At 64.3% G+C, this 23,420-nt stretch carries 22 protein-coding genes; 13 read left to right on the forward strand and 9 right to left on the reverse strand.

Annotated elements, in window-relative coordinates; genetic code table 11:
• Positions 1-3: 3 nt before the first annotated feature.
• Positions 4-1,071, reverse strand: a complete 1,068-nt coding sequence (locus tag E2L06_RS08840) for an mRNA surveillance protein pelota (protein WP_138780594.1) — start codon at positions 1,069-1,071, stop codon at positions 4-6.
• Between the two features lie 203 nt (positions 1,072-1,274).
• Between E2L06_RS08840 and E2L06_RS08845 the strand changes: the two genes are divergently transcribed.
• From E2L06_RS08845 to E2L06_RS08855, 3 genes are all read left to right on the forward strand, one after another.
• Positions 1,275-2,516 (forward strand): MFS transporter, encoded by a 1,242-nt coding sequence (locus E2L06_RS08845; RefSeq protein WP_138780596.1) that lies wholly within the window; start codon positions 1,275-1,277, stop codon positions 2,514-2,516.
• A 125-nt stretch (positions 2,517-2,641) separates the two neighbouring features.
• Positions 2,642-3,268, forward strand: coding sequence for a hypothetical protein (locus tag E2L06_RS08850; protein WP_138780598.1), 627 nt, complete (start codon positions 2,642-2,644; stop codon positions 3,266-3,268).
• A 267-nt stretch (positions 3,269-3,535) separates the two neighbouring features.
• Positions 3,536-4,108, forward strand: coding sequence for an HTH domain-containing protein (locus E2L06_RS08855; protein ID WP_138780600.1), 573 nt, complete (start codon positions 3,536-3,538; stop codon positions 4,106-4,108).
• Positions 4,109-4,137: 29 nt separating this feature from the next.
• On the opposite strand, the gene E2L06_RS08860 is transcribed toward E2L06_RS08855, so the two are convergent.
• Both E2L06_RS08860 and rqcH read right to left on the reverse strand, forming a co-directional pair.
• The gene (locus E2L06_RS08860) at positions 4,138-4,380 is read right to left on the reverse strand and encodes a hypothetical protein (RefSeq protein ID WP_138780602.1); all 243 of its coding nucleotides are present in this window, start codon (positions 4,378-4,380) and stop codon (positions 4,138-4,140) included.
• A gap of 107 nt (positions 4,381-4,487) precedes the next feature.
• Positions 4,488-6,638: a ribosome rescue protein RqcH gene (rqcH, locus tag E2L06_RS08865; RefSeq protein ID WP_138780604.1), complete on the reverse strand. Its 2,151-nt coding sequence runs from the start codon at positions 6,636-6,638 to the stop codon at positions 4,488-4,490.
• Positions 6,639-6,836: 198 nt separating this feature from the next.
• Here rqcH and E2L06_RS08870 point away from each other — a divergent pair, with 198 nt between their 5' ends.
• A complete protein-coding gene (locus tag E2L06_RS08870; RefSeq protein WP_138780606.1) occupies positions 6,837-7,481 on the forward strand; it encodes a hypothetical protein in 645 nt (214 codons plus the stop codon).
• A 42-nt stretch (positions 7,482-7,523) separates the two neighbouring features.
• Here the strand turns inward: E2L06_RS08870 and E2L06_RS08875 are convergent, their stop codons facing one another.
• Positions 7,524-9,071, reverse strand: a complete 1,548-nt coding sequence (locus E2L06_RS08875; protein WP_138780608.1) for a molybdopterin-dependent oxidoreductase — start codon at positions 9,069-9,071, stop codon at positions 7,524-7,526.
• A gap of 137 nt (positions 9,072-9,208) precedes the next feature.
• On the opposite strand from E2L06_RS08875, the gene E2L06_RS08880 reads away from it, so the two are divergent.
• Entirely contained in the window at positions 9,209-9,754 is a 546-nt protein-coding gene (locus E2L06_RS08880; protein WP_138780610.1) for a hypothetical protein, read from the forward strand.
• 15 nt (positions 9,755-9,769) lie between these two features.
• On the opposite strand, the gene E2L06_RS08885 is transcribed toward E2L06_RS08880, so the two are convergent.
• Complete coding sequence (locus tag E2L06_RS08885) at positions 9,770-11,431, reverse strand: tRNA uridine(34) 5-carboxymethylaminomethyl modification radical SAM/GNAT enzyme Elp3 (protein ID WP_138780612.1); 1,662 nt, start codon at positions 11,429-11,431, stop codon at positions 9,770-9,772.
• Positions 11,432-11,600: 169 nt separating this feature from the next.
• Between E2L06_RS08885 and mbhE the strand changes: the two genes are divergently transcribed.
• Genes mbhE through mnhG form a run of 7 tightly spaced genes read left to right on the forward strand, consistent with a single transcriptional unit; the run spans position 11,601 to position 17,746 of the window.
• Positions 11,601-14,030: a hydrogen gas-evolving membrane-bound hydrogenase subunit E gene (gene mbhE / locus E2L06_RS08890; protein WP_138780615.1), complete on the forward strand. Its 2,430-nt coding sequence runs from the start codon at positions 11,601-11,603 to the stop codon at positions 14,028-14,030.
• Positions 14,027-14,491, forward strand: a complete 465-nt coding sequence (locus E2L06_RS08895; RefSeq protein ID WP_138780617.1) for an MnhB domain-containing protein — start codon at positions 14,027-14,029, stop codon at positions 14,489-14,491. The genes mbhE and E2L06_RS08895 overlap by 4 nt, the downstream gene beginning before the upstream one ends.
• Entirely contained in the window at positions 14,488-14,841 is a 354-nt protein-coding gene (locus E2L06_RS08900; RefSeq protein ID WP_138780619.1) for a sodium:proton antiporter, read from the forward strand. Before E2L06_RS08895 ends, E2L06_RS08900 begins: the two co-directional genes overlap by 4 nt.
• Positions 14,838-16,487: a complex I subunit 5 family protein gene (locus tag E2L06_RS08905; RefSeq protein WP_138780621.1), complete on the forward strand. Its 1,650-nt coding sequence runs from the start codon at positions 14,838-14,840 to the stop codon at positions 16,485-16,487. The genes E2L06_RS08900 and E2L06_RS08905 overlap by 4 nt, the downstream gene beginning before the upstream one ends.
• Positions 16,487-17,092 (forward strand): Na+/H+ antiporter subunit E, encoded by a 606-nt coding sequence (locus tag E2L06_RS08910; protein WP_138780623.1) that lies wholly within the window; start codon positions 16,487-16,489, stop codon positions 17,090-17,092. Before E2L06_RS08905 ends, E2L06_RS08910 begins: the two co-directional genes overlap by 1 nt.
• On the forward strand, positions 17,085-17,375 hold the full coding sequence (locus tag E2L06_RS08915) for a monovalent cation/H+ antiporter complex subunit F (RefSeq protein WP_138780625.1): 291 nt from the start codon (positions 17,085-17,087) through the stop codon (positions 17,373-17,375). The genes E2L06_RS08910 and E2L06_RS08915 overlap by 8 nt, the downstream gene beginning before the upstream one ends.
• The gene (gene mnhG / locus E2L06_RS08920) at positions 17,372-17,746 is read left to right on the forward strand and encodes a monovalent cation/H(+) antiporter subunit G (RefSeq protein ID WP_138780627.1); all 375 of its coding nucleotides are present in this window, start codon (positions 17,372-17,374) and stop codon (positions 17,744-17,746) included. The genes E2L06_RS08915 and mnhG overlap by 4 nt, the downstream gene beginning before the upstream one ends.
• 6 nt (positions 17,747-17,752) lie before the next feature.
• Here the strand turns inward: mnhG and E2L06_RS08925 are convergent, their stop codons facing one another.
• The 4 genes from E2L06_RS08925 to E2L06_RS08940 all read right to left on the reverse strand — a co-directional run bounded on the left by E2L06_RS08925 (position 17,753) and on the right by E2L06_RS08940 (position 22,472).
• The gene (locus E2L06_RS08925; protein ID WP_138780630.1) at positions 17,753-18,220 is read right to left on the reverse strand and encodes an SHOCT domain-containing protein; all 468 of its coding nucleotides are present in this window, start codon (positions 18,218-18,220) and stop codon (positions 17,753-17,755) included.
• A 279-nt stretch (positions 18,221-18,499) separates the two neighbouring features.
• The gene (locus E2L06_RS08930) at positions 18,500-19,702 is read right to left on the reverse strand and encodes a GAF domain-containing sensor histidine kinase (RefSeq protein ID WP_138780632.1); all 1,203 of its coding nucleotides are present in this window, start codon (positions 19,700-19,702) and stop codon (positions 18,500-18,502) included.
• A gap of 276 nt (positions 19,703-19,978) precedes the next feature.
• Positions 19,979-22,117, reverse strand: coding sequence for a DHH family phosphoesterase (locus E2L06_RS08935; protein WP_138780634.1), 2,139 nt, complete (start codon positions 22,115-22,117; stop codon positions 19,979-19,981).
• Positions 22,118-22,208: 91 nt separating this feature from the next.
• Positions 22,209-22,472 (reverse strand): hypothetical protein, encoded by a 264-nt coding sequence (locus E2L06_RS08940; protein WP_138780636.1) that lies wholly within the window; start codon positions 22,470-22,472, stop codon positions 22,209-22,211.
• Positions 22,473-22,584: 112 nt separating this feature from the next.
• Between E2L06_RS08940 and E2L06_RS08945 the strand changes: the two genes are divergently transcribed.
• Positions 22,585-23,313, forward strand: coding sequence for a metal-dependent hydrolase (locus tag E2L06_RS08945; protein WP_138780637.1), 729 nt, complete (start codon positions 22,585-22,587; stop codon positions 23,311-23,313).
• The last annotated feature ends 107 nt before the right edge of the window (positions 23,314-23,420 follow it).

Here is a 23,420-nt window from a genome sequence, read left to right on the forward strand (position 1 = left end):
CGGCTACTCGAGGCGATAGCGCAACAGCGCCGCGATCCCGCCGAGATTGGCGAGTTGCTGGCCGGGCGGGAACTCGCTCGAGAAGACCGTCACGTCGCCGCCTTTCTGTTCGGTCGTTCGGACGATGTCGTCGATGTCGATGGCCCACTCGCCGTCGGGCCCGCGTTCCTTCCGGAGTCGATCGTCGAGGACGAGCAGGCGATCGATCGCGCCGAACTCGGCGGCTTTTTCGACCTGTTCCGGACCGTAGGCCGCCTTCGCGCCCTCTGCCATGCGTCGAGTGAGTTCGTCGATGTACTCGGCCTCGCTTTCGATGCGAGTTTCCTCCTGGACGTCGGCGACGGCCCCGCGTTTCAGGACCTCGTGGACGCCGCGGTCGCCGACCGCCGCCGTATCGACCATCGTGATCAGATCCGCGACTTCGGGCTCGTTGTCCTCCAAGTACTTGTAGGCGTCCTGTTTCGTAAAGCCGGGACCGGCGAGGATGATCGCGTCGACCTCGAGTCGCTTGAGCACGTTCCCGAGTTCCGCAAACAGCTCCGAGCGCTCGCGGGCGTATTCTCCCTTGCCGGTCGGGCCGGTAAGCGTCGCCCGCTCTTCGGTGCCGTACTGGGCGACGGTGTGGACGTGGGCCTGCCCTTCTTCGACGGTCGCGATCGCGACATCGGGATTTTCGGTGGCTTCCTCGGCCTCCTCGAGACGGGCCTTCTGATCCGGTTTGAACCGCTTCTCGATGGAGAGTTCTTCGCGCGTCTCGACGTTCAGGGTGTGGTGAAAGCCGAGTTGGTCCTCGCGCGAGCAGGCGACGATCTCGCCGCCGACCCGCAGGCGGTTGGCGAACTTGTGGAACTCGATGTCCTCGACGGCGATCGCGACCCACATGTGTTCGCGCTCGCCACCGGTATCGCGCATCTGGTCGTCGTTGCGCTGGATCCGCCGAGTCGTATCGCCTGCGACGCGGTCGCCGGGCTCTAAGACGTACTGCAGGTGCCAGAGATCGTCGACGCTCTCGGGGACGACGGTGACCCGTTCGCGGCCGCCCTCGACCTGCTCCCGGTCTTTGATCTGCATGGCCGTGGGTTTGCGCGGCCGCGGTAAGTGGACTGCGATCGGTGGTCCTCTCCGTGGGTTCGGCGGGCTGCTCAGTGATCGTGCCCGTTAGCCGGTCATGGAGGACTGCTGGACTCGTTCGATCCCCGTGCCAGCAGCGTATTACGATCTCGACGTATCGAACTAACGAAACGTAATTTAACGCGCTCGCCAATCCCGATGTAATGGCTCGGCTCGCTTCGGCCCGCTGGCGCGACTTTGCCCGTCGAAGCGTCCTGAAATACTATCTCTACAAATCGACCAAAGCGGTCGAGTTCTATCGGCCGATCATGTACCTCTTCTTTCTTGCACAGGGACTCTCCTTCACCCAGATTGCCGTCCTCGAGGCGATCTACAACCTGACAACACTGGTCGGCGAGATTCCGACTGGGTACATCGGCGACCGCGTTGGTCGCCGAAACAGCCTCCTCATCGGGACCACACTGATCGCCGGAACGCTGCTCGGAATCGGCCTCGCTGAGTCGTTTCTCACGTTGGCCGTCCTCTACGTCTGCTGGTCGCTAGGGTACAATTTCCGATCGGGGAGCGAGGACGCGTGGCTCTACGATACGCTCACCGACGACCTCTCCGAAAGCGAGTTCGCCACCGTCAGCGGGCGGGGTGAATCCGCCGCGCTGGCGGTCGGCGCTGGTGCAGCCATCGTTGGTGGGTATCTCGGCAGTATCGATCTCTCGTACCCGTGGTTCGTCGCGGCCGCCGTGACCGGACTCGGCGCGGTCGTTTTGCTGACCCTCGAGGAACCAGCAACGTACAAGCAGACGGACACCGACGAGTTGAGCTTCCGTCGGACCGTCGGAATCGTCACGGATGCCCTCTCCCAACGGAATCTCAGGGCGTTCATCCTCTACTATTACGTTCTCTACGCCGCTGTCACGTATCTCGTGTTCGTCTTTCTTCAGCCGATATTCGAGACCGTCGTCGTTGATCTCGGTGTCTCCCCGTCGCGAGTCGAATCCCTACTCGGCTGGTTCTATGCCGCGTACAGCCTCGTTGGGGCAGTGCTCAGCTATTTCACCGGCGCAATCAAGGACCACCTGGGCGTCCGAACGTGGTTCCTCGTCCTGCCGTTTCTCGTCGGGACGGCACTGGTAGGGATGTACTTCGTCCCCATCCTCGCACTCCCGACGTTCCTGGTCGCTCGAGGGCTCTCTGATGTGACGCGTTCGTTCGCCGGACAGTACGTCAACGACCGAATCGGCTCACTCGGTCGGGCCACCGTCCTGAGCGCGATGGCGATGGTCAGCGGGCTGGCTGTCGTTCCGTTCCAGCTCGGCAGTGGCGTCGTCTCCGATTCCGTCTCGCCGCTCTTTGCGTTGGCTGTCGCAGGAATCGCGCTCATCGGTGGCTCAGCCGCGATCCTCGTCTGGGAGATTCCAGTAACGACGGCCGAGGAGCAGTTTGACTGATCGCATTTCGGTGCTGCGCCCTGTCCGCTGGCGTTCGATCAGCGATCCACGATAGTCACGATATTTGCAAACTATTGACATAGGTAGGGCATGACACTATTGACGTCGCACGCGTTCGTCAGAGTATGAACGCTGGATACACAGCGCGGCTCGAAGACTTCGGTACGCGCTCGCTCATGACACACGCCATCATGGCACTGGCATTTCTCGGGGCCATGGTCGCAGGGCTGTTCGTCGACGGACAGATCGGACTCGTCTCGTTCGTCGCATTTCTCAACTTCACCGCCGGTGTGTGGATCGCACAGTCGATTCACTCCCTCGGAAACGCACAGACCGACGATTCGTACACCGGCATCCTGGGCGTTCTGACAGTGCTGATCGATAAGAGCGGCGAGAAGCGCTACCACGGGCTCGATACCGGTCGGCTCGCCCGCTTGCTCACGTTGATCGCGCTCGTGACGTCCGTTTCGCTGTTCGTCGCCGGGGAGGTCCTCTCCGGCGTCCTGGCTCCAGTCGGGACCGTCGCGATCGCTGCCGTCGCCCTCGTGACTGCGATGGTCGGGTTCCTGATCGCCATGAGCTCGGCGTACGATGAGTCCGAGCGCAAGCGGACCCAAGGGATCGACCGCGGCCGTGACCGCACCGAAGCGGGGGACCCCAGCCAGCCGACTATCGAACTCGAGGACGGAACTGACATCGAGATCTCGGTTCGCGAGTCACACGTCGATGAACCGGCGACCGAGTCCCGATAGCCGTCCAGTTGGAATACCTCCTGCCGTCGCTCGAGCGAGGCGACTCGGAACTCGCTCCAAACCGAGGTGTCCGTTCGAGCGACACTCGAGTGTGCTGGTGAACCCGGTCGATATCGCGGCCCCGTTGTGAGGTTCGATCGCCGAGACGCGGCGTGAGAGTATCGATGTGGCGCGGAGCCTGAGAGTCGATCCCGCTCGGAGGTTGCTAGCTTTATGATGGTGACCGGTGGCTCGGATACGTGAGGGTCGAACCGAGGCAGATACACAATGACAGACTCGAGCACGGAGTTCACGGCGTCAGTCCGGATCGAGGTGTTCCTTCGGGCACACACGTCCCCAGCTGTCGTGGAGTCGCTCAGCGACCTCGTCGCGCGCGCACGCCGTCTCGAGGATGCGCTCGACGCCGCCGTCCACGTCGAGACGTGGACAGCGGTACGACCCGCACTCGAAGAGCTCAGCGATTCCGGGTCGTCGATAACGGGGACCGTCGAGGCGTTCCAATCGTGGGCCGACCGGGAAGGCTACGATCTCGAGCCGGCGTTCGACTGGCGCGAAACGTCCTCGGTGATCGGGAATCGGGCTGCCGAAGTTCGTGTCCCGACTGCGTGCGTCGCCGTCTACACGGACGGTGACCTCCAGTGTGTCGCCCCCTGTAGCGACGGCGACTGTAGCTACACCGTCATGGACTGCCTCGCCAAACTCGAGGAGGGCGTCATCGAACCCGAGCCGTTCGACACACGAAAGCAGGACGACGGCTCGCGTCGTCCATCCGACAGCGACGAGCCCGACGAGCCCGCCGAGAACGCCGAGCGATACGCTCGAGCGGAGGAACTCGAGTAGTGGCCGCGTTCGAACGCCTGCACGAGCCGTCAGTGGGAACCGGACTCGGTCGGCGCGTCCGAGCGCTCCTCAGTGCTGGCGTCGCGACCGTCGCTATCGGTCGGCGTCGGTTCAGTGCGCTCCGTCCGCTGTGATTGTGTGCTGGGGCCGAGTGCCAGAAACACGACGAAGCCGATTATAACCACCATTGCGGCGACGCCGACCCAGCCGACGATGGTAACGACATCGGGTCCGCCGAATACGGCAGGAACGAGCACCTCGAGCAGTGGCATCGACTGCTTTTCTCGCTGACTGCCGATCAGTGTTGACCCGTCTATTTCGTGGTCAATGTCGATCCCCACCTGCGTGCCCGCAATCGGACCCGGGGTAGCAGCCCGGCTCAGTCGCCCTTGATCCGGCTCCCGCCCGGCGGCATGAAGTGTTGAATCCGGTCGGGGCTGGCGATCTTACGGACGAACGACTCGTCTTCGAAACGCTCGCGGAAGCGGCGATAGAGCCGTTTCGCCGTATCGGCCTGTGCGTACCGGCCGGGCTCGAGTTCGATCGTCGTCTCCACCCGATCCTCGATAGCCGACGGTGGCCCACCGATCACGCGTGTGTACGGCTCACACTGGATGCCGACGGCCGCGCCGACCGGCGTGTCCCGATAGTAGGTCCGATCGCCGCGGATCGCGAACCCGCCTTTCTCCAGATACTCGCCGCTCTCGGGAGTCTTCGTGACCTGGTCGGCGTCGACGGCGTAGACGTCGCCCGCATAGCGGCCGTCCTTCCAGACCGACGAGTAGGAGACGGCGAACTGGGCGGCTTCTTCGATGCTCGAGTCCGGGAGTTCGATATCGCTCGAGGACGCCTCGCTCGGGTCGGTCGCCTTCAGGACGGTGACGGGGCCGCCGTGGGCCTGCGTGTGGAGGACTTTGTCGCCGGGCTCGAGATACTTCTTGACTAATTCCTCGTTCTGGTCGGCGTTGCGCCCGCCGATCACGAGGTAACCGTCGCTGGTGTGGAACCAGCGGAAGCGATCGAACCAGGGTTCGTTCTCGCGGATCGGAATCGAGGGCTCGGCGAGCCAGTCGCGCTGTTCTGTTTCGCCCTCTTCGTCTTCGCCGTCCTCGCTCGTGTCCTCGCGCTCGGTCGCCTCCCACTCGTCGCGGCGGCGCTTGGCGTCTTCTAAGTCCTCGCGGGTGTCCTCGATGGCCGCGAGCGCGCCTTCCTTTTTCTCCTCGACGCGCTTGGCCTCAGTGTAGAGTCGGTCCGCGTTCTGTTCGACGCCCTGACCGACGACGAGGTCGATCCGCTCGCCGTCGAGGTCCACCGTCACCGTCCCCTCGCTGCCGTCGACGTCGACGACCGCTTCGGCGGCTTCGATGCCCTGCTCGGCACCGGCCTCGAATCGCTCGCGGATCTCGTCCCATGGCCGGTCCTGCGCGCGGGCATCTTGTATCGTCGAGAGGATCTCGTCGACCAGTCCGTACTCGGCGTAGAGCAGTTCGGCCTGCTCGCGCAACGCGTCGGCTTCCTGCTCGAACCCCTCGATCGCGCCCTGCTGTTGCTCGATGATGCGCTCGTACTTGGCGACCTCCGAGTCGAAATCCGGCCGCTGTTCGGTCGGTTCCGGCTCTTCGTCCTCGCCGAGTTCGAGCTGGAAGAAGTAGTCGTCCAGCGCCTCGAGGAACGTGTCGTAGGGCTCGCCGTCGAAGTCGTCGTGTTCCTCGAGCGGGAACGGGGTGACGTCGACGACCTGGCCCTCGCTTGCGTCGCCGTCTCCGTCGTCCGCGTCGTCGCGCTCGCGGTAGAGTCGCGGCTCGAAGTTCCCGTTCCGGATATCGAGTGCTAACCGTTCGATGGCCTCGTAGACGCGGTCGTACACCGCCTCGTCGGCGTCGGCAATGTCCAGTCCCTTCTCGACGCCAGCGCGGGTACAGACCTCCTCGGCGTAGAGGCCACCGAAGTTGAGCTGTGTCGCAAGCGTCCGGACGACGTCCGTATCGGAGTCGTCCATCTCGTGGTCGAACGCCTCGCGAGAGACCGTCAGCGGGTTCGTCCGGGAGTCGGGGAACTCATACCGCGATCCCGGGACGACGGTTCGGGATTTCAGCCGGACGGTCTCGAGACAGTCGATCACCTCGTACTCGCCGTCGGTGACCGCGACGTTGCCCTGCCCGAACAGTTCGACGATGATCCGGGTGGTGCCGTCCTCGCGCTCGAAGGTAAACTCGAGGATTCGGTCGAACTCGTACTGCTCGACGCCGGCGAAGTCCGCGCCCGAGAGGCGGTTGCGCAACATCATCGCGAACTGTGGCGGTCTGCCGGGGGCGTCGGGCACCCGTTCGGGGGCGACTGTGTGTGCGCGTTTGATCTCGCCGACCTCGAGGATGAGCTCGATGCGACCTCGATCGAAATCGCGCATCTTGAGCCGGACGAGATCGTCGCCGTAGAGATAGGCCTTGTCGACTTTCGCCCCCTCGTAGGCACCGAATTCCCCGACGAGAGCGGCGAGGTCGACGCTGGTGAGTTCCCGCTTTGGATCCATACTGCACACTGCCCGGCCCGGTCAAAAAGACGTGTCGCTCCGGCCCCCGCTGTCGGAGGTCGGAACGCCTAATCCGCGCCGGCACGCATTCCGTGATATGAACTACGCCGTCGGTGGACAGCCACACGAGCTCGCTGCTACGGTATCGCGTGCCGGGGACTGGGACCGATCGCGCTCCGCTCGAGGAGGTGCTCTCGTATGAGCGGGGAAGACGGACAGCCCTGGACGGACGTCTCGCGATTCCCTGACTTCCTCGACCATCTCCAATCCCAGGGCGGGGCGACCGTCCACGGGATCGTCGACCGGATCGAGGCCGACATCGACATGGACGGGATCGCGTACCACGATCGTGGCATCCGCGTGCCGGGCTACGACGCGACGTTCATCCCGGAGCCAGAAGGGTCACAGGTCGTCCCCGCGTTCAGCGTCGAAGTGCAGACGATCGGGCCGCGCAGCGTCTGGGCAGTGTTCGACGCGACGCTCTCCTGGGACTTCTATCTCCTCCAGGCCGACGACATCGCGGCGATCGCCTGGGTGAGCGACGAGGAGTTCAACGCCGAAGAGGCCGGGATGTTCCTGTCGAAACACGACGCACTCGCCGCAGGCCGGTTCTCCTTTGGCACGTTCATCTACGGCGGCGAGGAGTGGGACGAACAGCGCGAACTGATCGAGGACACCGATACACCGGCGTTCCTCCAGCGCGACGACGGCAGCGTTCTGGTGCCGACCGATCAGGCCGACTTCTACAACGTCGTCAACTCTACTCCGCAGGAATTCCGGCAAAACGGCGGCGGTGCACCCTCGCATCTCGGTCTGCTCGAGCTCGAGATCACGATCGACTGAGACGGCCCCGTCCCCGTTTAGCGGGTCCGAGCGGACACGGCCTTAGACACTCACGGTCTTGCGGACCCAGCCGCTCGAGCCGCTGGGAAACGGACTCGATTTTTCTTCTGGTTGGACGTCACCGGTGCCGTCGATCGCGCGGACGACGACCTCGCTGTCGCCCGCCGGTGGCTCCCAGGTGTACTGCCACTGCCGCCAGACGTCGCGGTCGCCGAGTACGTCCGCTGGATCGAACGCCTCGCTCAGTTCGGTGGTCGTCCAGCTATCGCCACCGTCGGTCGACACCTCGACGGTCTCGATCCCACGGGTACCCGCGTAGGCGTGCCCGCCGACCTGCATCCGTCCGTCGTCGAGTTCGTTGGTCGTCCAGAGCTTTGCGATCGTGTTCACCGGGCCGGTGCCGTGCCAGCCGCGTTCCTCCCAGTAGCCGTCGACTTCCTCCTCGAGGACCTCGAATTCCGTGACCCACTTGACGTTGATCTCGCCCCAGTGGCCGGGGATCAGCAGCCGCACGGGGTGGCCGTGGGCACGTGGCAGCGCCTTCCCGTTCATCCCGAATGCGAGATAGCCGCGTTCCATCGCGGCGAGGGGAAACTGCTGATAGTAGCCATCCGACGCCTGGACCCGCACGCACTCACAGCCCCCGCTGGGGCCGGCGCGCTCGAGCAGCGGTGCAACGGGGACGGCCGTCCAGATCGCGTTATCGAGCAGGTCCGCGTTCAGTTGTTCGCCGACACAGCGCAGCGTGTTGTAGCCCGTCCGCACGTCGCCGGCGACGAGGTCGTCGTACGTGAGCGTGTAGTCGGTGTCGACTTCACCGGTGACCGTGAGCGTCCAGTCGTCGGCATTGACGACGGGATCGATGTTGTTGATATCGACGGTGAAAAACGCCGACGACTCGCTGATGAGGCCGGGGATTCCGTCAATCTCGAGTTCCATGTCGGCCGCCTGTTGGCTGAGCGCCGTCGCGTCCGCTTCGAGATTCCCCTCGAGGTCTCGCTCGAGACCAGATGACTGGCGCGAGCCGATCGCGTACGAGACGATTCCGAATCCGAACGCGCCGCCCGTCAGGGCGAGCAGCTGCCGACGGCTCGCGTCAATGCCCGCCACCGGAACCGGTCCACCGGGTCGTCCACTCGCGAGCGCGACCAACATCGCCGCGGGAACCGCTGTCCCGACGGCAGACGCGATGTCGCTGACGAGTAGCCACGCGAAAAGCGCCATCGCGGCTCCGACGACTGTCGGCTGGCTCACCCACGCTGGGACCGGTAGGCGCGGCGACAGCATATTGCCACCGACCAGCGCGAACTGGGCGACGACAGCGAAAAGCCCGATCGTCAGCGCGACTGCGACGAGCGACGCAAGCGTCTCACCTAACCGACCCAGTTGTTCGATCGCAAACGTGACCACGATCGCCGGCGTCGTCGTGACGACGAACGCATCGACCGGAGCGACGACGAACGACGGCGTCCTCCCCGAGACAGCAAACGACCCCGTGACCGCGACGACCCCCACAAGCAGGGCAACGATCGCTCTCGAGCCGGCCCATCGCACGCGAGCAATCACAGTGCTCAGCGATTTCGAAGGCATGTGAATGCTACGGGTTGACACGCAATAGGTATCTCCCTCCTAGGACTCGAGCCACCTCGTACCGATCATGACGGTCCACACTGGTTAGTTGTCATTCATGTGCTAACTTTTCTTATGCGAGACGGAAAACAGCCGCCATGGCTAGCACCGGTGACGACGAGGACGCATCGACGGCTTCGAATTCCGGAATCGAGCCGTCGGATGAGCAAGCGAGTCCCAGCGGTACCGACCTCACACGCGCGGACGGGTCGGGCACGAGCGACGGCGTCGTCCCGGCGACCGTCGAGGACGCTAGCGGCTACGGGCTCTCGCTGACGCTGGTCGGCGGCGTGTTGCTCGCGCTGGCATATTACGGATATATCGCCGTGACCGGCCCACAGACGCTCGGGCAGGCGATTCCTGGTCCGTTCTACCTCCTCGTGTTCGCGCTGCTGTTCGTCCTCGAGCTGTTTCAGAGCCGCGAGCGCGGCGCGATCGCAGTGGTTCGGGCGACCGTGCTGGCGCTGTTCTACGGTGGGCTAACTGCGTTCGCCATCGAGGGAAGTGTCTATCTCTGGCGCAATCCCGCTGTGGCACTCAACGGGTACGTCGGCGTTACCGTGCTGGCCGTGTCGCTGGTTGTCGCCGCGCTGGCGTACTTCCTCTATCTCTCCGCAGTCGAGTCGAACACGGCAGGAAAATAACTCGAGAGGACGGGCTCAGAGCCGTTTGCTCACGTACGGCCCGTCCTGGTGGTAGCCGAGTTTGTTCCGGTAGTACTCGCGAGCGCCGATGCCCGAAATCACGCTGACCTTGTCGTAGCCGGCATCGGCGGCGAGTTCCTCGGCGCGTTCCATCAGCCGGCGGCCATAGCCCTGATGCTGGTGCTGGTCGGTCTCACTTTCGTTCCCGACCGCGACCTCCGAGCCGTAGACGTGGAGTTCTCGGACCAAGGCCGTGTTCTCGAGTTCCGGGCGAACCGGATCGTTCGGGAACCGGAGCCGGCAGAAGCCGACGAGCAGGTCCTGCTCGAAGTCCTCGAACGAAATAAAGTGTTCGGCGCCGCCACAGGCGTCGTAGGTCATCACGTCGAGTTCGACGTTGTCCGGTTCCTCATCGTTCATCCCGGCCTCGCGACAGCGGATACACTCACACGTCCAGTCGTGCTCGTCCATGCGCTGGCGGGCCAGTTGCCGCAGGTTCGATTTCCAGACGCCGGCATCGATGAAGTCCGCCGGAATGTCGCGCTGGACGCGCTGGAGGCGCGTATAGCGGGGGATCATGTCCTTGATCTCGGCGACGAGATCGGCGGCCTCGTCGTTGTCGAGCGGGTCGTACTCGCCGTTGTGCCACCAGTCGTAGGTCGCGGTCCCGCGGACGATCAGCGTCGGATAGATCTTCAGGTAGTCAGGCTTCCACTGCTCCTGTTCGAAGAGCCGCCGGAAGTCCTCGAGACACATCTCCTTTGACATCCCGGGCTGGCCCGGCATCATGTGGAAGCCGACCTTGAACGCCGAGTCCCGCAGTCGCTGATTGGCGTCGATAGACTCCTGAACGCCGTGGCCCCGATGCATCTCCCGGTTGATCCGCTCGTAGGTGGTCTGAACGCCGACTTCGACTTTCGTTCCGCCGAGTTCGAGCATCCGATCGATCTGCTCGGGGTCACACCAGTCGGGTTTGGTCTCGAAGGTCGTCCCGATGTTGCGGATGTCGGCGGTCTCGTTTTCGGTGATGACGTCCTCGACGTACTGCCACTCGTACTCGTCGGGGTCCTGTGCGAAGCTGACGCCTTCGGCGGGTTCGGGCTCCTTGTCGACGTCGTAGTCGTTCATCGCCTCGAGCGCGCGCTTGACGAACCACTCCTGGTAGTCGTGGCTGCGAGCGGTCATCGTCCCACCCATCAGGATGAGTTCGACCTTGTCGACGGGGTGGCCGATCTGGCGTAGCTGCTCGAGTCGGAGCGTCACCTGCCCGTAGGGGTCGTAGTCGTTCTGGACGCCGCGGGCGGCGGCGGGTTCCTCGCCCGTGTAGCTCTGTGACGACGAGAATTCGGAGTCGGGGCCGCCGGGGCAGTAGAGACACTTCCCGTGAGGGCACCGCTCGGGCGAGGTCATGATCGCGACCGGCGAGACGCCGGAAGCCGTGCGAACCGGTTTGCGCTGGAGCACCACTTCCAGATCCTCGCGGTGCTCCTCGGCTGCGTAGTCGAGCAGTTCGGAGTTTTTCGGCACTTTCGGCGCGGAGTGTTCCGAACAGGCCTCGAGTTTGGCTTTCTCGACCTCGTCGCGCTCGATCTCGCCGTTTAAGATCCGCTCGACGAGTGTCTCACAGACCCGCTCGAACGCTTCGGTTTCGGTCGGTTCGGGCGTCTCGGTACTCACTACACGTGATTCGTGGCCGTTTGCGAATAAGCGTGTCGGACTCTGCGATCGCCACGGTCACGCCAGCTGGACACCTCGCTGTCCAGCAGTATCGATCGTCCGCAGTCCGTGATCAATTGTCCAAAAGGTAATTCTTTAAGGAGGGTCTCGCCCTATCCCCGACAACTGAATGTCTCCCGACCTTGCGGTGGTCGTCGCCGCGGTCGCCGTGCCGTTCGTCGCCGCAGCACTCACACCACTGTTCTTTCGCCTCCTCGGAGAGGAAGCCGGGTTCGCGGGGACCGTCGTCGCGCTGCTTTCGTTCGGCCTGCTCGCTACCCAATACGGGAGTGAAGGAACTGTTGCGCTCGAGTGGATTCCCGCGCTCAACGTCGCACTCCGATTCCACGTCGACGGCTGGGCACTGTTGTTTGCGCTGCTGGCGAGCGGTATCGGCGCGCTCATCTTCACGTACTCGCCGGCGTACATGCACGGCCAGTCGGGGCTCGTGCGATACTACGCCGCCCTGTTTGCCTTCATGGGCTCGATCATCGGCGTCGCGCTCGCGGCCGATCTGATCGCGATCTTTCTGTTCTGGGAACTCACCAGTCTCGCCTCGTTCGTGCTGATCGGATTCTACACTGCCGACGACTCCTCGCAATATGCCGCCCGAATGGCCATGTTCATCACCGTCGGTGGCGGGCTCTTCTTGCTCGTCGGCTTCCTGTTGCTGTCTATCGTTGCCGCGGATATCCTCGGTCCCGGCGCTGCGTTCAATCTCGCCGCGATGCTCGAGGAACCTGACGCGATGGCCGCAGCCCTCCGAGATCGGGGGCTGTTTCTTCCCGTATTAGGGCTGCTCGCGATCGGTGCAGGAACCAAGTCGGCACAGGTCCCGGTGCACTTCTGGCTTCCCAACGCGATGGCCGCCCCCACGCCGGTCTCGGCGTTTCTCCACTCCGCGACGATGGTCAAGGTCGGTGTCTACTTCATCGGCCGCGTCCGTCCGATGCTCGTCGGCCCGGAGTGGCTGTTCCTCTTTGCGACGCTCGGCCTGACGACCATGACCGTCTGTGCGATCATGGCCGTCGCAGCGACGGACATCAAGGAACTGCTTGCCTACTCGACGGCCAGCCACCTCGGCTTGATGGTCGCCGGGTTCGGGTTTACCTCCGTCTACGGTGCCGAGACCGGCGTCTTCCACCTGCTCAATCACGCCCTGTTCAAGGCCGCGCTGTTTCTGGTCGCCGGGATTATCGCCCACGAGGCAGGCACCCGAGAGATCGACAAACTCGGCGGGCTCCGCCATGATCTCCCGGTGACGGCGGCGATCACTGTCGTTGCCGCGCTTAGCATGGCTGGGATTCCGCCGTTTAACGGCTTCTACTCAAAGGAACTACTCTTCGAGGCCGCCGTCGAGGCCAGCCACTACCACGACATCGGAATACTCGGCTGGCTCTACCCTGCCGTCGCCGTCTTCGGGAGTGTCTTTACCGTCCTCTACTCGCTGCGATTCCTCTCGCTGTTCTTCGGCGACCGCCCCGAGGGGCTCGACTACGTTCAAAGCCCGCCCGCGACGATGCTCGTCTCACCGGCCGTGCTGGCACTGCTCGCAGCGGTCGTCAGCGTCGATCCGCAACTCGCCGTCGACGTCATCGTCCAGTCCGGCCTCGAGGCGACGGCGGTCGATCCCCACGAGATGCACGTCGGCCTCCCGACCGCCTATTCGACGCCGGTCGGGATGAGTGCGGTCACGATCGCTCTCGGCCTCGCCACGTTCCCGTTTTACGATCGCCTCCACGACGGTATTCGCGGGGTCGTGAGTTCGACGCCACCGATCCGCCCGAACTGGTGGTACGACGTCATCATCGAGGGGCTCTCCGACGAGGGTCGCTGGTTCGCGGAAACGGTTCACAACGGCCTTTTGCGGACGTACGCGACGTGGGTGTTGAGCGGGATCTGCGCGCTCGCGCTCGTCGGCTTCGTCGCGGCGGGTGCCATCGATCCGATCGCCGCCGGTCTCGAGGTCACGCTGGCCATGGGACTGGTCTTGCTCGTGGCGGTCGTCGGGGCGCTGGCCGTCGTGCTCTCGGATACCCACGTCGCGGGCGTGCTCACGCTCTCGATTCTCGGTTTCATGGTCGCTATCTTCTACATCCTCGGGAGCGCGCCCGACCTCGCGCTGACCCAGCTCGTCGTCGAGACGCTGGTGCTCGTCCTCTTCTTGCTCGTGATCGAGGAGATTCCAGCAACCGAGCGGCTCGCGGTCGGGACGACAGTCCGTGACGTTGCCCTCTCGCTCGTCGTCGGCGTGACCGCGTTCGTCACGGTGCTCGTCTCAAGTAGCGCCCGCCCCGCCGGAAGCACCGACATCGCCCGTTATTTCGCCGAGCAGGCCGTCCCTGAGGGTGGTGGGACGAACATCGTCAACGTGACGCTCGTCGACTTCCGTGGCTTCGATACGCTCGGCGAACTCGCCGTGATCGCACTCGCCGCGATCTCGATCCTGACGCTGATTGTCATGCGCGGCAGGGGCGACGAGAGACCCGACACTCGAGACGACAGCGACGTGACCGAGCCTCGAAACACCGACACCACCACAGGAGGGACAGACGAATGACGACGGTCATCATGCGCACGACCGCGCGAGCGATCGTCCCGATCGTGCTGGTCGTCGCGATTTCGCTGTTCATCGAGGGTCACAACCTCCCGGGTGGTGGGTTCATCGGCGGCGTGCTGACGACGACGGCGTTCGCGATCATCTACATGGGCTTTGGCCTCGACTTTCTGGAGCGAGGGATCCTCGGCCGCGACGTCGACCCCGGCAAGGAACCCTCGCGGGATCGGGTCGTCGTGGCCTACCGCCGGCTGTTTGCCTACGGCTTTGCGATCGCCGTCGTCAGTGGCCTCGCACCGCTTGCCTTCGGGCAGCCGTTTCTCACGCAGACGTTCGTCATGCTCGAGGGCGTGCCGATCTACGACCACCTCGAGGTCGCGAGCGCGATCGCGTTCGACTTCGGCGTCTACTGTGTCGTCGTCGGTGGCCTGCTCACGATCCTCTCGGTGGTGGGTGCCGAATGACAGCAGTCGTCCTCGCGGCTGCGATCGGTGCGCTGTTCGCCCTCGGGACCTTCCTGCTCTTGCAGCGGGACCTGATCCGGGTCGTCTGGGGGCTGGCAATCATCAGCCAGGCTGCGAACATCTACCTGCTGGCGATGGGCGGGATCGCGCCGGCAGTCGCCGACTCGGTGCCGATCCTCGCCGGCCACGGCGGGGGCGCTCCGCAGACGGCCGATCCGGTGGTGCAGGCACTCGTGTTGACCGCCATCGTCATCGGCTTCGGCATGACCGCGTTCGCGCTCGTGCTGTCGTATCGGGTCTACGAAGAACATGGGACGTTAGACGTGACGGAACTCGGTGATCGACGATGACTGCGACGCCCATTGGAACCGACTCACAGCTCGTGATCGCGCCGATGTTGATCGTCCTCGCTGCGGCCACAGCCACGCTGTTGCTCGGCCGCTATCCGCGGGCTCGAGCCGCGGTGAGCCTGGCCAGCAGCATCGCCTACGCGGCCGCAGTGGCGGCGATCGACTGGTACATCGTCCTCGCGCCGGACGCGCCGGGGATCGCGACCTACCAGGTCGGCGGCTGGCCGGCCCCTTTCGGAATTACGCTGGTCGCTGACGGCCTGTCGGCGTTCATGCTAACGATGGTCGCGATCCTCGGCGTCGCGTCGCTTGTCTTCTCGACCCGCCACCTCCCCGGCGGCGAGGAACGCAGTTACTACTTCCCGCTGTTTCACTTCCTCGCGCTGGGCGTGACCGGCGCGTTCCTCACCGGCGACCTGTTCAATCTCTTCGTCTGGTTCGAGGTGATGCTGATGGCCAGTTACGTCTTCGTCGCCTACAGCGGCGGCCCCCAGCACACCCGCGCCGCGTTCTGGTACGTTACACTCAATCTCGTCGGCAGCGCCGTCTTCCTGCTGGGTGTCGGCGGGATCTACGCGACCACGGGGACGCTCAACATGGCCGACCTCGCCCAACGGCTCGCCGAACCGGCAGCCTACGGCCTCGAGCCGGCTCCGGTCGTCGGGCTGTTTGCCCTACTCTTGTCGGTGTTCGCGCTCAAGGCGGGGCTGGTTCCCTTCCAGTTCTGGATTCCGACGGCCTACCGGGCCGCACCGCCACAGGTCACCGCCTTGCTCGCCGGCGCGACCAAGAAGGTCGGTATCTACGCGATCATTCGGCTCTCCTTTACCGTCTTCGCCGGGGCAGAGGTCGGCGTCGACCTCTCGCTTCCAGGGGTGACGATCGCTGGCGATTCGCCGCTGCCATTCATCGGCGCGGCGCTGTTCGTGATGGCCACTGCCAGCATCCTCGTCGGCGGGATCGGTGCTGTCGGGCGGGACTCGCTCGAGGGTGTCTTCGCCTACTCGAGCATCGGCCAGGTCGGCTTCATCGCGATGCCGGTCGCGATCGCGACGACGGCGACGGCGCCGGGTCTGCGCAAGCTGGCGCTCGTCGCCGCGTTAGTCTACGCCCTCAATCACACGCTGGCGAAGGGGCTGCTCTTCCTGTCGGTCGGCACCGTCAGGGCAGCGACGGGGACGAGCCAATTTGCCGAGCTCGGAGGGCTAGCGAAACGATCGCCGCCGCTTGCGGTCGCGGTGTTCGTCGCCTCGCTCGCACTGGTCGGGATTCCGCCGCTGTCGGGCTTTTTCGGCAAGTTTCTCGTCTTCGACGCCGCGGCTCGAGCCCGCGCCGGCCCCGTCCTCGTCGTCTTGCTCGTCGGCTCGCTGTTGACGATCGCCTACACGACCCGCGCGTGGAATCGAAGCTTCTGGGGGGCACAGACCGACGCCGTGGAAACAGCATCGATCGATTCGGTGCAGGTGGCCGTCCTCGCGGTCCTCGCGGTGACGATCGTCGCAGTCGGCGTCGGCTTCGAGTTCGTCTACGAGTTCGCGGAGATCGCGGCCGACGCAGCCGTCGACACCGACGGCTACGTGGACGCCGTTGATCCACAGGACGTCAGCGAGGTCATCGACGCAAGCGCGAACGGAGGTGATCACTAATGCGCGTGCGAACCTGGCCCGTCGTCGGCGTCGTCTTCGCCGTCCTGTGGGTGTTCGTCCGTGGGCTGCCGCTTACGCCCGTCTCGGTCGTCCGCGGCCTGCTCGCCGGCCTGCTCGTCGGGCTGCCGGTCGCGTTCGTCTTCCGGCGGCTCTACGGCAAAGACCTCGATCTCGGCCGTGTAATGGGAGCGCTGCCTTACGCCGGGCTCTATCTGGGTGCGTTCACGTGGGAGCTCCTCCGGGCGAACGTCGACGTCGCCTACCGGGTGCTCTCGCCGGGAATGCCGATCGAGCCCGAAGTGATCCTCGTCCCGCTGCGGGTCGAATCCGATCTCGCGATCACCATCATCGCCAACAGCATCACGATCACGCCCGGGACAGTGACGCTGGACTACGACGACGAGACCAACGCGTTGTACGTCCACGGCGTCAACGGCCGCGATCCAGAAGCGATCGCCGAACCGATTCGGACATGGGAAGACTACGCTCTCGAGCTGTTCAACGAAGCCGCATCACCGTCCGATCCGCCGCCGGACATCGTCGTCTCCGGTGGGGAAAGAGACAGTACAACAGATCGCCAAGACGGAGGTGACGACGATGACTGAAGCCGACCCGGCCGTCCTCGAGACGGCGATTCACGGCGCGTTGATCCTGGTCAGCGGTCTCTGTGTCCTCTGTGGCTACCGCGTGATTCGGGGGCCGACGAACCCGGATCGGGTGGTCGCACTGGACGCCATTGGGACGAACGTCGTCGCGGTTGCGGTGCTGTTCGCACTGCTGACCGGCCGGGGCCTCTTTATTACGGTGAGTCTCGTGCTCGCGATCATCGGCTTCATTGCGACCGTCGCCGTCGCCAAGTTCGTCACCGACGGCGAGGTGATCGAATGATTCACACCGCCATCGTCATCGCACTGGTCGTCGTCGGGACCTTCTTCCTGACCGTCGGCACCATTGGCCTGCTACGCCTGCCGAACGTCTACAACCGGATGCACGCCACCAGTAAGCCGACGACGCTCGGTACCGCGGCGATTTTCCTCGCCGGTTTCGTCGAATTCGGTCCCGGCAGCGAGGGGTTGACCGCGCTCATCGGGATCGCCTTCCTCTTCCTGACCGTTCCCACCGGCTCGCACATGATCGCCCGCGCCGCCGAGCGCATCGGAGTCCCCTTCCTCGGGAGCGTCACCTGGCCCGACCCGAACGCGGTCGAACGACCCGGCGGTACCGAGCGGACTGACGATACCGAATCGAGCGACGATTGAGGGTTCTTAACGGTCGTACTCGAGGTCCTCCTCTCGCTCGTCTGTTCGCTCTTGATCGCGTTTTCGAGCCCACTCCTGTGCCTCCTCGAGCGTCTCCGTACCCAGCAGTCGCTCGAGTTTCCGCTCGAACTGCTCATCGGTCAACTCGCCGGCGGCGTACCGTTCGCGAAGCGTCTCGAGGGCGTCGGCCGTAGAGTCCGCTGGCTCGGATGCTGCGTCCGTCTCGGCGGCGTCCGTCCCGAGGTAGTCGTCGACCCATTCGCGGCGATCGTCCTCGTCACCGAACAGGATCGCGACCAGCGGGACGACAGCGACGTAGCCGACGAGCAACGCCGCGAGCCACCAGTCCTGGCCGGTAAACATCGCGCCGAACCAAACCGCGGTCACGAGCAGCGACGTGATCCTGGTCGCGTTCTCGCGCAGCCGCGTCCACGGATCAGTCGCGTCGCGGTCACGCCTCTCGGTCACGTCCATGCGTACTCCTCAGACTACTGTCGGAAATACGTTATCGCTTCAAAAGCTAGAGGTATCCGGGGCTCGCTCGAGACGTGCCGGCTCTCGGAGTCACTGCCCGGTACTACACACCCGGTCGCAGGGTCACAGGGGTTCGTATCAATCGGCTCGAGTGATACTGTCGGACAGCAGTCAATACGAAGTCGGTCGCGCTGCTGCGGCCGTCACCGGTGGAGACGGCCGCGAATCCGCGACCGATCGTCACGTCGTTCTGTCCGGCAGTATGAGAAGGGGAGGCGGTCAGTACGAGCCGGATTGCGGTTTCGTGAGTGGGTCTTTGCCCGCCAACGGTCGCGGAATCGAGACCGTCAGGCTCGTTCCACGCTCCGTGACGGACACTTCGACCGTGCCGCTGTGGCTCCTGATTATCCAGTCGACCATCCAGAGTCCAAGTCCGCTTCCGTGTACGAGGGGGGTTTCCTCGGCGTTCTGGAACACACGTCGTTCTTGATCCGAGAGTCCCGGGCCATCGTCGCTGATAGTGATCAGTATTCGCTCGGTCTCGGTCTTGACGGAAGCGATACATGTCGGATCGTCACCCGCGTGTTTCGCGGCGTTTTCGAGGAGTTCGTACAGGGCCGTTTCGATCGTCGGCAGCGCAAACACGGTCGCGTCCGCCGGCGCGTCCAGGGAAAACGTTGCAGCGGGATACGTGTCCTCCAACTCTGCGATGGCGTTTCGGAGCAATGACACCATCGAGATGTTCTCCATTCCGAATTCGGTACGGACGACCGTATCTACCTCGCGGGCTTTCTCGGTCAGTGTGAGCAGTTCGTCGATCGGTGCTGTGAGGTCCTCCTGATCAAACCGGGGATCTTCCAGCTGATCGGTGAGCATCTCGATTCGTCCCCTGACAACGGTCATGTTGTTCCGGAGGTTGTGGCGGAGAATCCGACTGAAGAGATCGATGAGCTTGTTTCCGCGGGTGTATGCGAAGTCGTATTGTTGGCGCTCGAGTTTACACTCTACCATCCGCACGAGTAGTTCGACGAACTGCCGTTCCGTCTCACTGAACGGCTCAGCACGGGCGCTCTCGGAAACGAAACAGAGTGTTCCGTACTGGTCACCGTCGACGGTAATCGGTACTCCCAGGTAACACCCCAGTTCGTGAGTTTCGAACGCGATATCGTCTTCCCAGCCTTGACTCCGGATGTCGTGTAACTCGAGGGGGCCGTCTCGTTGGAACGTGTGTCGACAGAACGTCGTCTGTAAGTCGGCAACACGACCGACCGGAAACGATCCGTCGGACGGATCCGTGCTGGCGATGATTTCCCAGTGGTCGGTCTCAGTGGCGATGTTGGTGAGGTGGCCGTTTTCGAGGCCGAGATAGGAAGCACCGATCTCCATCGCTTGCTCTGCGATCGTTGTGGCCGGTAGCTCCCGGTCCATCAGGTCACACAGGTTACTGATGGGCTCGTCAGATTCGAGAAGTGACTGGGTCATCTCTCCGAGACAGTCCTCCCTCGAGAGAGCGGGACGACGCGCTTGTCGGGACGGGGCGACGGGAACACGGATCGTGCCATCTATATCCGGTGATGGGGAGAAGATGATATATAACCCTAGCCATCACGAACATCCAAATCTAATTAGCGAAAACGATGCCGACTGCGTATCGATGGCTCCCGCTACTCGGTATCTTACCGGGACTCTCTGGAGAAACCGGACGTTCAACGGAGCGCTGCCGCTGGCCACTCGAGCGGACGATAGAGAAGACGAGCCTTACGCGAGCGTCTCGCCGAGCGCCTCGAGTGCGGCCTCGCGAACCGCATCGCGTTCGCCGGGCAGGAACTCGACGTGGCCGTCGACACCGCCGACGACGCTGACGCCGCCGTGTGGCACGGCTTCGGCGATCGCGTCGCCGAGGTCGCGGACGTTCACGTCCGCGGTCGCGCGGACGTGAAGTTCGTCGTCGCCGACGCCGAGCGTGACGTAGGTGTCAGCCCGGTCGCGCTCGCTGCGGTGGAGCGCGTCCAGCAGCAGGATCGTCGTCGGGAAGTTGTACCGGTGGGTGAAGGCGTCCGTGTCGAGGACGGAGACGGTGACGCCGTCGACGCCTTCCACGGTCAGGTTCTCGCGGGCCGTCTCGAGTTCGGTCTCGAGCTTGTCGCGGAACTGCTCGGAGACGTGGGCAGCGAGGTCGCCGTTCCGGGGTCGGTCCGAGTCCTCGCCATCGCCGAACAGCAGGTCGATGATGAGTTCGCGCTTGTCCTTGTAGGACTGATAGTAGGCCTCGAGCGCGACGGCTTCGCGGCGTTCGGAGACGCCGGTCTCGTCGTAGCCGGCTTCGCGGGCGAGCTCGAGGTATGCCTCGGGCGTCTCCTCCCAGTAGCTGACTGCGGGAAGGTGCTCGAGATCGTCGCGGACGTCGTCGTTGACGTGGGCAGCGACGTTGGTCGCGAGCGCGGTCGAGGTGACGTCAGAGACGTCAGCGCCGGCCAGCGACGGGGCAACGGCGACGGAGACGGCGTCGGTGATCTCGCCGTCGGCACGGCTGTCGTCGATCACGAGCGCCTCGGCGTCGTACAGCGAGAGCAGGTCGTAGCCGTCGACGGATTCGACGGTCGAGCCGGCGTCGATCAGGACGACCAGCGGGAGCTGTTCGCCGTGGCGGTCGCGGGCCTCGAGCATCGAGGTAACGTCGTTGGTCGCGGCGTCCATGTCGTAGACGCGGCCGTCGAGCGGGCGACGCTCGAAGTAGTGGTACTCCGCGTCCTCGCGGGTGTGTTTCTCACGGATCAGCGGGAGGACGGCGCGTTCGATAGCGGCCCCGGCGACGTAGCCGTCGGCGGTCGCACCGTGGCGGACGACGACCGGTCGGGCCTCCATGACGGCGCGGCGGATCGCGGTCGCCGCGTCGGCGATGCCGTCTTCGACGGCTGCGACGGCGTCGTGGTCGGCCAGCGGCGCGACATCGTCGGGTCGTGCCTCGCGCTCGAGTGCGCTTTCGAGACGGTCGACGACGGTTTCGCGGGCCTCGCCCTCGAGGATATCGAGTGACTCGGTTTCGACCTGCAGGTCGCCGTTGTGGCGTTCGACCTCGCCTTCGAGGGCGACGATGTCCTCGAGTTCGACGGCGGGGTAGGCGCGAACGCCGGCTTCCTTGAAGGCCGCACACTCGACGGTCGCGGTTTCGTCGCGTAGTTCGAAGACAGTCGGGCCGCTCGTCTGGCGAACCCCGGTGATCTCGCCTTCGAGGCGGACGACGCTGCCGACCTGATTCTCGATGGCGTCGACGGTGGTCCGCTTGAGCGCGGGCTCCTCCTCGGCCTCGGTCTCGGCGTCGTCGGTCGTCGGCGTCGACGCGGCGGCGGTCTCGGTCGCGACGGACCCGCTACTCGAGACAGCCCCAGCCGGTTCCGCAGCGGCAGGCTCTGTTTCCTCAGTGGCGGCAGCCTGCAACTCGCCGGCTGCTGGCGACTCGTCGTCGCTCTCGTCGACCGTCTCCGCCGCGGTGTCGTCTTCACCCTCGTCTTCGAGGTCTTCGGGACGGTACTCGTCGTCGGCGGTCTCGATCAGGTGGCCGCGGAACTCGCGTTCGCGCTGGCGGATCGACCAGCCGAGGTCGACATTCCCGTTGTCCCGCACGTCGAGTACCTGGACGAACACTTCGTCGCCCGGTTCCCAGTCGAGACTTTCGAGCCGCTGGTCGAGTTCGCTTCTGTGCAACAGGCCGGTGACGTGATCTCCGATGTCGACGAAGACACCGAAGTCAGCGTAGCCGTCGACGGTTCCCCGGTAGTAACGACCGGGTGTGAGTTGCGAGGCGGACGTGCCGCGAAATTCGAAAACGGCATCCTCCTCGTGACTCTCACAGATCTCGCCGTCAACGGGTGTGCCGCAGATGATACAGTTACCCATCTACTCGGACCAAAGCAGTTTCGCCCTAAAACGGTTGTCGAAATGCGTTCGTGCCACGAGCCACGGGCACAGCGGGGACACAGCGTCGCCGTCAGTCGAAAACGGCCGACTCGTCCTCGAGCGCGTCGATATCGTCCACGATTTTCTGAACGTCCTCTGGGAACAACGAAATCTGGATCTCGTTGTCGTCCTCGTCCTCGAAGACGAACTTGACGCGCTTGTCGCCGAACTCCCTGGCTTCGGCGGACTCGACGTCGAACATCTTCGCCGTCACTGCCTTGTTGTTCGGGCCGACGTTCTTGATCGCGCCGTCGTTCAACTCTACCATGAACTCCTCGAGCGTGAGTGCGAGCATAGTCGCCGTACGAACCGGGGATACAAAACCACACGGCATCGCCAGCGGGCGACGCGAACCGCGTCGACCCCGCCCACTTTTATAATGGGTTCGCACGAACACGTCACCTGCTATGGAACTTACCTGGCATGGCCACTCGACGTGGCACGTCACCGTTGGCGAGACGGACCTGTTGATCGATCCGTTCTTCGACAACCCGAAGACCGACCTCGAGCCGGCCGACGTCGACACGCCCGACTACGTGCTGTTGACACACGGTCACGCCGACCACATCGCCGACGCCGGGGCGTTTTCGGAGGCGACGCTGGTCGCGACGCCGGAACTGACCAGCTACTGTCAGGCAGAGTTCGGCTTCGAGGACGCCGTCGGCGGGGTGGGGATGAACCTCGGCGGCACCGTCGAGTGTGGCGACGCCTACGTCACCATGGTCCGGGCCGACCACACCAACGGGATCATGACCGAAAACGACGCGAGCGGCGGGATGCCCGCCGGGTTCGTCGTCTCCGATACGAAACCCACGCAGGTCGCAGACGAAAACGCGACGACGTTCTACCACGCGGGCGACACCAGCCTCATGACCGAGATGCGCGAGGTTATCGGCCCCTATCTCGAGCCCGACGCCGCCGCGGTGCCGATCGGCGACCACTTTACGATGGGACCGTGGCAGGCCGCCGTCGCCGTCGACTGGCTCGACGTTGATCACGCTTTCCCACAGCACTACGATACGTTCCCGCCGATCGAACAGGACCCCGAGGACTTCGCCAGGGAAGTGCGCGCGACCGGTAGCGACACTGACGTCACCATCCTCGAGGCCGACGAGCCGTTCGAACTCGAGCCCTGATCGCCGCGACGACCAGCCGACAACGGGTCACGACTGGCCCACCATCGCGTCACCCGTCCGCCGTTTTCATCAACCGATCGGATCGTCGTTCCCACGAGAACAACGTT

The organism is Haloterrigena sp. H1, from assembly GCF_005938085.1.
Taxonomy (GTDB): domain Archaea; phylum Halobacteriota; class Halobacteria; order Halobacteriales; family Natrialbaceae; genus Natrinema.

What these genes read in the sequence shown, in the direction of transcription:
- E2L06_RS08925 (WP_138780630.1), bottom strand. Translation starts at nt 18,220, where the DNA reads ATGGACGTGACCGAGAGGCGTGACCGCGACGCGACTGATCCGTGGACG.
- E2L06_RS08935 (WP_138780634.1), bottom strand. Translation starts at nt 22,117, where the DNA reads ATGGGTAACTGTATCATCTGCGGCACACCCGTTGACGGCGAGATCTGT.
- E2L06_RS08880 (WP_138780610.1), top strand. Translation starts at nt 9,209, where the DNA reads ATGGCTAGCACCGGTGACGACGAGGACGCATCGACGGCTTCGAATTCC.
- E2L06_RS08845 (WP_138780596.1), top strand. Translation starts at nt 1,275, where the DNA reads ATGGCTCGGCTCGCTTCGGCCCGCTGGCGCGACTTTGCCCGTCGAAGC.
- E2L06_RS08910 (WP_138780623.1), top strand. Translation starts at nt 16,487, where the DNA reads ATGCGCGTGCGAACCTGGCCCGTCGTCGGCGTCGTCTTCGCCGTCCTG.
- mbhE (WP_138780615.1), top strand. Translation starts at nt 11,601, where the DNA reads ATGTCTCCCGACCTTGCGGTGGTCGTCGCCGCGGTCGCCGTGCCGTTC.
- E2L06_RS08900 (WP_138780619.1), top strand. Translation starts at nt 14,488, where the DNA reads ATGACAGCAGTCGTCCTCGCGGCTGCGATCGGTGCGCTGTTCGCCCTC.
- E2L06_RS08915 (WP_138780625.1), top strand. Translation starts at nt 17,085, where the DNA reads ATGACTGAAGCCGACCCGGCCGTCCTCGAGACGGCGATTCACGGCGCG.
- E2L06_RS08875 (WP_138780608.1), bottom strand. Translation starts at nt 9,071, where the DNA reads ATGCCTTCGAAATCGCTGAGCACTGTGATTGCTCGCGTGCGATGGGCC.
- E2L06_RS08850 (WP_138780598.1), top strand. Translation starts at nt 2,642, where the DNA reads ATGAACGCTGGATACACAGCGCGGCTCGAAGACTTCGGTACGCGCTCG.
- E2L06_RS08870 (WP_138780606.1), top strand. Translation starts at nt 6,837, where the DNA reads ATGAGCGGGGAAGACGGACAGCCCTGGACGGACGTCTCGCGATTCCCT.
- E2L06_RS08860 (WP_138780602.1), bottom strand. Translation starts at nt 4,380, where the DNA reads ATGCCACTGCTCGAGGTGCTCGTTCCTGCCGTATTCGGCGGACCCGAT.
- mnhG (WP_138780627.1), top strand. Translation starts at nt 17,372, where the DNA reads ATGATTCACACCGCCATCGTCATCGCACTGGTCGTCGTCGGGACCTTC.
- E2L06_RS08855 (WP_138780600.1), top strand. Translation starts at nt 3,536, where the DNA reads ATGACAGACTCGAGCACGGAGTTCACGGCGTCAGTCCGGATCGAGGTG.
- E2L06_RS08895 (WP_138780617.1), top strand. Translation starts at nt 14,027, where the DNA reads ATGACGACGGTCATCATGCGCACGACCGCGCGAGCGATCGTCCCGATC.
- E2L06_RS08945 (WP_138780637.1), top strand. Translation starts at nt 22,585, where the DNA reads ATGGAACTTACCTGGCATGGCCACTCGACGTGGCACGTCACCGTTGGC.
- E2L06_RS08840 (WP_138780594.1), bottom strand. Translation starts at nt 1,071, where the DNA reads ATGCAGATCAAAGACCGGGAGCAGGTCGAGGGCGGCCGCGAACGGGTC.
- rqcH (WP_138780604.1), bottom strand. Translation starts at nt 6,638, where the DNA reads ATGGATCCAAAGCGGGAACTCACCAGCGTCGACCTCGCCGCTCTCGTC.
- E2L06_RS08905 (WP_138780621.1), top strand. Translation starts at nt 14,838, where the DNA reads ATGACTGCGACGCCCATTGGAACCGACTCACAGCTCGTGATCGCGCCG.
- E2L06_RS08930 (WP_138780632.1), bottom strand. Translation starts at nt 19,702, where the DNA reads ATGACCCAGTCACTTCTCGAATCTGACGAGCCCATCAGTAACCTGTGT.
- E2L06_RS08940 (WP_138780636.1), bottom strand. Translation starts at nt 22,472, where the DNA reads ATGCTCGCACTCACGCTCGAGGAGTTCATGGTAGAGTTGAACGACGGC.